Below are 6,327 nucleotides of genomic sequence, written 5' to 3'. Positions count from 1 at the left end.
GGGGAGGTGGGCGAGCTCCGCGAGCCCGGAGGGGGCGCTCGCGCGGTGTCGCCTCCAGGCACGAGGCCAGCCCCGGCTTTCTATTCAGGGGCCCTCACGAACTCAACCGCGCCGGATGCGCGCGGCCCCGAAGGATCTTCCCGCCTTGCCAAGGACTTGGCGCAGCGGCGAAGTCCCTGCCCGCGGAGGAAAGCCGTCGGTAGCTCATCCGCTGCGTCTGCCCGGCTCGCCTCCGCGCAAATCGCCGCGGTCCAGCCAGGGCCGACTTCTACCGATCGCGATCGGGTGGATGATGTGCCCGGGCCGACTTCCGCGCCCGGCGCCGCCACCATGCCTCTCCAAAAAAATTCGAAGGCCGTCCCCTCGCCGGCAGCAGCCTCCCTACCAAGGACAGCCAACACCCTGCCGATCGCCGTCCACACCGCACCCGGCCGTCGATCGGGCCGCCATCCAGCACGTTCCAGGTCAGGCGGGCCGCGCCTCCCGTCGATCATCCGGCACCCATGACGCCGCGCCCCCCTGCCCCGTCCGCCGCGGCTCCATCCGCCCCACTCGGCACCCGTCTGCCCCGCCACGTCACCGTCCCGCGCTCGTGGCGGATCCACGACTCCACGGCCAGCGCCGCCGCCATCAGCACACCGACGGGGTGCAGCAGCACCGTCCGCCAGCCATACCGAAAGAGCAGCGCCCCCGCCACCCGCATCACCAGCAGCAGCGCGAGCGGAAGGAAGGCGATGCGCGTCCGGCCGATCAAAGCGATCGCGAACGGGGCCAGCCACGCGAACGCCAGCAGCGCCACGCCGAACGCGAAGGAGAGTCTGCGCCCGCCCAGCAGCGGATACAGGTTCTTGCGGAAGCCCTCGCGCATCTCGCGCGCGCTGCCGTACATCCGCACGGCCAGCAGCGCCGGCGCCACGCATGCCACCAACCGATGCCCCGCCGCCTTGATCCGTCGGCCCAGCGCCACGTCCTCCAGCACCTCGCCCCGCACGGCCGCGTGGCCGCCGCACGCGTCGTACGCCGCGCGGGTGAACGCCAGCCACTGCCCGTTCGCCATCGACAGCGACGGCGCGCGCACGACCGGGATCAGCCGCATCGGCAGCAACGCCAGCACGGGCAGCTGCGCCACGACCGGCACGACGGCCGCCTGGGCCCAGCCCTCCAGCCGCTGACGAGGCAGCGCCGTCAGCGCGCCGGCGGCGTGGCGCCGCAGCATCGCCACGGTACGGCGGACGGCGGCGGGCGCGGCCTCCACGTCCGCGTCGCAAAAGACGAGGATCTCACCCGTGGCGACCTTCGCCAGCTGGTGGCATGCCCAGTTCTTTCCCACCCACCCCGCCGGCGGCTCCGCCCCCTGCAGCACCGTCAGCCGTCCGCCGACATCGGATGCGATGCGCCGCGCGACGTCCCCCGTCCCGTCCGTCGAGCGATCGTCCAGCAGCAGGATCTCCAGCGCCGGATAATCCTGCGCGAGGAGCGAAGGCAGCGTGCGGCGCAGGTTCTCCGCCTCGTCGCGGGCCGGCATCAGCAGGCTCACCTTCGGCGTCGCATCCGGCTCACCGGCACGCTCCAGGCGTGGCGCCGTCCACAGGTTGAAGAGCGAGACGGCAAGCATCACCGAGAGCACGGCCGCGCAGGCCAGCGCGAGCGCTGTCACGTCGCCTCCACGGTCTCGCGGACGGACGGCAGGCGGCCGTACGGGCCAGGCCAGTGCGCAGGCGCGTCCTCGCCGTGGCGGGCGAGAAAGGCGAGCAGCGCGTCCAGCTCCGCCGTGACGGCAGATTCCAGTTCCGCCGGGGGCAGCGCGCCGTCCACGCGGAGGGGCTCCGCGGCGGAAGCAAAGACGGTGGCGCGGGTGGAGCTCAGCGGCTCCACGTGCAGCGCGATGGGAAGCACCGTCAGCGGCGCCAGCTCGCGCGCCAGCAGGCCCACGCCGGGGTGGAATCCCAGCGGGCGCTTGAACGAGGGCCAGATGCGGCCCTGGGGAAAGAAGACGACCGTGCCGTCCGGCCGCTCCGCCAATCGCGCGCGCAGCTGCCGCACGCATGCCCGCAACGACGCGCCGGAGCCCGGCTCGATGCCGTGCACGCCCATCCGCCGAAAGAACGGGCGCCGGGCCAGCTCGCGCTCCAGCATCACCACGAACACGGGGGACGACGGACGCAGCACCCGCTGCACCTCGCGCAGGGTGAACGGGTCCCACCAGCTGGTGTGGTTGGCGGCGAGCAGGAGCGGGACGTCGCGGGGAAGGTCGGCCGGGAGCCCGGCCATCAACGTGCGGACGCGGCGGTCGCGCCAGGGACGAAAGAACGCCTCGAAGGCGGCGACCGCCAGGGGGTTGAAGCGGCTGTCAGGCATCGCCCAGGGAGGCGTGCAGCGACGCCTCCAGCGCGGCGCGCTGCTCCGGTGAGGGTTGACCGTTCTCCAGCACGAACCGCACGATGGCCTGGTACAGGTCCGGCGGGTAGTCGCCGCGCACGGCGGGCAGCAGCCGCGACAGGGCCGCGAAGTCGTCGCGCACGGACCAGCCACGGCCCAGGATGCGCGGCAGGTAGTAGCAGCTCATCAGCCGCAGGTAGCGCGCCTCGGCGTGGTCCGGGTGCTCCGTGATGAGCGAGTCCAGCGTGGCCAGGCCGCGCCGCGTGTGGCGCAGGCGGTCCGGCGGCCACACGCCGTGCTTGGCGCGCAGCAGCGTGAACGCGCCCACGTACGCCGTGAGCGTGGCGCGGGCGTGCGCGTCGCGCGTGTGGGCGCGCTGCCGCTCCACCTCCGCCAGCCCGCGGGGGATGGCGCCCTCCGACTGGACGGCCTCGTAGTACAGGTGCCGCACCTGGGCCAGGCCCGTCCGGGCCCCGGGCATGGGCGCCTGCGCGCCGGCGGAATCCGCGAAGACCATGAGCAGCAGCGCGGACAGGAGGATCGCGATCCGCTTCACGCGCCGGCCAGCCGGACGGGCGCGGCGTCGCGCGGGTCACCGTCCGCCGCGCCGGCGGGGGCGGGACGGCGCTCCAGCCGCCACAGGTCCCACAGGGCACGGGCGGCCAGCATCGCCTTGGCCGCGCCGGACGTGACGGCGCGGCGGCGCAGGTTGTCGTACCCCGCGCGGCGCAGGGGCGCGTGGATGCCGCGGTACACGTGCGCGGCCACCGCCACCGGGCGGCGGAACGCGGCCGGCAGCTCACGGATGGCCGGGAACGCGGCGGCGTACGACGCCTCGGCGCTCCGCATCAGCTCCTCCGTCATGCGGCGGTACGCCGGGCCCGGCGCGTCGCCGCGGCACATCCCCTCGATCGCATCTTCCGAAATGCCGTGCGTTTCCAGGTGATCGGCGGGAAGGTACAGCCGTCCCCGCCGCCAGTCCTCGCCCACGTCGCGCAGGATGTTGGTCAGCTGCATGGCGTGGCCCATCTCCGCGGCCTTTTCCAGCACGCGCGGCGTGTGGACGCCGGACAATTCCGTGATCCACAGCCCCACGACGGACGCCACGCGGTATGTGTAGACGCGCAGCTCCGCCATGTTCGCGTAGCGCCGCGCCCGCAGGTCCATCCGCATCCCCTCCGCCAGCTCCGCCGCGTAGGTGAAGGGGACGGCGGCGGACGCGGTCTCGCGCATCAGCCGGTCCAGCAGGGCGATGCCCGTCTCGCGCCCCTCGTACGCCCGACGGGACAGATGGGTCCACTCGTCCAGCATCTCCTCCGCGTCCGCCTCGCCCGTGTCGACGAGATCGTCCGTCACGCGGCAAAAGGCGTAGACGCGCGCCACCCGCTCCCACTCGCCCGGCGGAAAGAAGCGCGCGGCAAAGCGGAACGAGCGGGAGTTCACGGCAAAGTAGCGCTCCCAGTCCTTGGCCGCCGGCACGCGGGAGAGCAGGCGGTCGGAGGGGGGGCGGATGACGACGATGCCGGGAAGCAGGGTTTCTTCCACGGGCGAGGGCCCCCTCCCCCCGGCTCCCTGCCCCCGCTCCGCGGGGGAGGGGGAGACCTGCGTCTCGACACTCGGCTGACGTGTGGCCTCCTCGCGCTCCACGGCCTGCCGCGCGCCGTCGATCCACTGGCGCACGAGCGATGAAAGCGTGTCGTCGCCGGGGAGCGCGGCGCGGATGTCCGCCACGAGCGCCTCCGCCTCCGCCTCCAGGCGTGCCAGGCAGCGGCGCAGGGGCGTGCGGCCATCCGCGTCCGCCGCGTGCAGCCGCGCCGCCACGTCGTCCGCCGATCCGCCCAGCGCGATGCCGTCGATCTCGTCCAGCAGCCACGTCCACCGGCCCTGCGCGTAGTCGCCCAGGGCCGGCTTGCCCGTCTCGGCCGCGGGGCAGTAGTCCAGCACGTCGTCCAGCATCTGGTACACGAGGCCCATCCGCCGGCCCAGCTCGAAGTGCGCCTCCGCGTCCGCCCGCCCCGTCAGGAGGGCCGGGAGCGCGACGGCGCATCCCATCAGCTCCCCCGCCTTGCCCAGGGCGATGTCGCGGTACTCGTCCCACGTAAGCCGGCGGCCCGCCGCGCGCCCCTGCGCCGCCTCGCCCGCGATGGTGCGCTCCACGGCGCGGGCGAACAGGCGCGCGTAGGCCAGGCTCCCCGTCTCGGCCGCCATGCGGTACGCGGCGCTCAGCAGGTGGTCGCCCAGCACGAGCGCCGGGCCGATCCCCTTCGTCGCGGCCACCGTGGGCGCGCCGCGGCGGGTGGCGGCCTGGTCGATGATGTCGTCGTGCACCAGCGACGCCTCGTGCGCCAGCTGCACGGCCAGCGCACCCGCCCAGAATCCCTCCGCCGGGGCGCCGCCGTCCACGGAGCGCGAGGCGCCGTACGCCAGCAGGGGACGCAGCAGCTGGCCGCGGCACTCCGGGCGCGGCATTCCCGCGGCGGCCGCGCCCTCCGCCGCCACGGCCAGCCCCGCGCGGACGGTCTCCAGCGCGTCCGCCCCCACCGGCACCATCGTCGCGGGGCTCACGCGCGCACCTCCGCCAGGCGTGTCGCCATCGTTCGACCCGCGAGAAGTCGGGCGGCGCCGTACGAGACGCCCAGGGCCAGGATCGTCCCCGCCACGGCGCCCCACAGGCCGGCCGCGATGCTCATCCCCAGCGGCAGCGCCAGGTTGGCCAGGTAGTACGCCCCCAGCCAGCGGTGCGGCAGGGGGCGGATCCACGCCTCGCTGCGCAGGGCCGCCAGCGCGCCCATCAGCAGCAGCCCCGTGACGTACCAGCCGACGAGGTTCAGCAGCGGCATCCCGTAGTAGGGACCCACCTCGCCCCACTCCCAGTACTTGGTGGCGTAGCTCATGGCCGGGTCCAGCGCCAGGTCCCAGCTGACGAGGATGAGCGACGCCAGCAGCACCCGCCGCGCCGTCTGCCCCGGCTCGGGCAGGGCCCGCAGCGCCAGCGCGTACGACGGCAGCGACATGAAGAACCAGCTGAGCGGGATGACCAGCGGCACCAGGCCGAACCACTTGATCCCCAGCAGCGGCGTGTAGCCGTACTCGCCGAAGGGAATGCCCATGCTGGTGCCCAGCAGCTCGCTCGTCAGGCTGATGCCGTACAGCACGGCGAACGCCGCCAGCCACTTGGCGCCGGCGTGGCGGAGCAGAAAGACGAAGAGCACGGCGCCCGCGACCAGCACGTGGCCCACGGCAAAGAAGCGGAACGCCAGGCCGTACAGCCCCGCCACCTGCGGCACGCGGGCCAGCAGGCCGGGGTGCAGGCCAAAGGTGGCGTATCCGGCCAGCGTAAAGCCCGTGAACGCGACCAGGACCCACAGGGCCGCGCGCGACAAACGGTCCGAAGGCGCGGCGGATTGGGGCGAGTGCGGCATCATCGTCCTGCGGCTGGAACAGGTGTGCGGCCGCGCGGCGGGATTCCTGCGGCTACGATAGCGTACGCGGATCGCAAGTACGATACCCGATCGTTCAATGCTTGCACAAGGTTTGCGGGAGTGGTACGATCGCCGTGCACTCCCCTTGCCACGGCTGCATCAGGCGTCCCGACAGGAACGGAGATCCGGTGAAGGCTCAGCGCGCAATCGTGATCGGAAGCGGCTTCGGCGGGCTGGCGTCCGCCGTTCGCCTGCGGGTGATGGGATACGACGTGACGGTGCTGGAGGCGCTGGACCAGCCCGGCGGCCGGGCGCGGGTCTTTCGCCGTGACGGCTACACCTTTGACGCGGGGCCCACGGTCATCACCGCGCCGTACCTGCTGCAGGAGCTGTTCTCCCTGGCCGGGCGGCGGATGGAGGACTACGTGACGCTGGTCCCCGTGGACCCGTTCTACCGCATCCTCTTTCACGACGGTAGCTCGTTCGACTACGTGCAGGACGAGGAGCGGCTGCTGGCGCAGATCGC

At 73.4% G+C, this 6,327-nt stretch carries 6 protein-coding genes; 1 reads left to right on the top strand and 5 read right to left on the bottom strand.

Translation table 11 applies throughout. The features are described 5' to 3' along the window. Positions 1-490: 490 nt before the first annotated feature. From VFZ20_RS01070 to VFZ20_RS01050, 5 genes are read right to left on the bottom strand one after another with little or no spacing between them, the layout of a single operon-like run. Positions 491-1,657 (bottom strand): glycosyltransferase, encoded by a 1,167-nt coding sequence (locus tag VFZ20_RS01070; RefSeq protein ID WP_329681957.1) that lies wholly within the window; start codon positions 1,655-1,657, stop codon positions 491-493. Next, positions 1,654-2,358: a lysophospholipid acyltransferase family protein gene (locus tag VFZ20_RS01065; protein WP_329681956.1), complete on the bottom strand. Its 705-nt coding sequence runs from the start codon at positions 2,356-2,358 to the stop codon at positions 1,654-1,656. The genes VFZ20_RS01070 and VFZ20_RS01065 overlap by 4 nt, the downstream gene beginning before the upstream one ends. Further along, positions 2,351-2,935: a hypothetical protein gene (locus VFZ20_RS01060; RefSeq protein WP_329681955.1), complete on the bottom strand. Its 585-nt coding sequence runs from the start codon at positions 2,933-2,935 to the stop codon at positions 2,351-2,353. The genes VFZ20_RS01065 and VFZ20_RS01060 overlap by 8 nt, the downstream gene beginning before the upstream one ends. Beyond that, positions 2,932-4,944 carry a squalene/phytoene synthase family protein gene (locus VFZ20_RS01055; protein ID WP_329681954.1) on the bottom strand — a complete coding sequence of 671 codons (2,013 nt, stop codon included), beginning with the start codon at positions 4,942-4,944 and terminating at the stop codon, positions 2,932-2,934. Before VFZ20_RS01055 ends, VFZ20_RS01060 begins: the two co-directional genes overlap by 4 nt. Then, a complete protein-coding gene (locus VFZ20_RS01050) occupies positions 4,941-5,804 on the bottom strand; it encodes a carotenoid biosynthesis protein (RefSeq protein WP_329681953.1) in 864 nt (287 codons plus the stop codon). Before VFZ20_RS01050 ends, VFZ20_RS01055 begins: the two co-directional genes overlap by 4 nt. A gap of 185 nt (positions 5,805-5,989) precedes the next feature. Between VFZ20_RS01050 and VFZ20_RS01045 the strand changes: the two genes are divergently transcribed. Beyond that, positions 5,990-6,327: FAD-dependent oxidoreductase (locus tag VFZ20_RS01045; RefSeq protein ID WP_329681952.1), on the top strand; the 338-nt coding region annotated here is incomplete at its 3' end.

This window comes from Longimicrobium sp. (genome assembly GCF_036280135.1).
Classification (GTDB): Bacteria; Gemmatimonadota; Gemmatimonadetes; order Longimicrobiales; family Longimicrobiaceae; genus Longimicrobium.
The sequence above is the reverse complement of the archived record's forward strand: the minus strand, read 5'-3'. Positions and strand labels throughout refer to the sequence as shown.

What these genes read in the sequence shown, in the direction of transcription:
- VFZ20_RS01050 (WP_329681953.1), bottom strand. Translation starts at nt 5,804, where the DNA reads ATGATGCCGCACTCGCCCCAATCCGCCGCGCCTTCGGACCGTTTGTCG.
- VFZ20_RS01065 (WP_329681956.1), bottom strand. Translation starts at nt 2,358, where the DNA reads ATGCCTGACAGCCGCTTCAACCCCCTGGCGGTCGCCGCCTTCGAGGCG.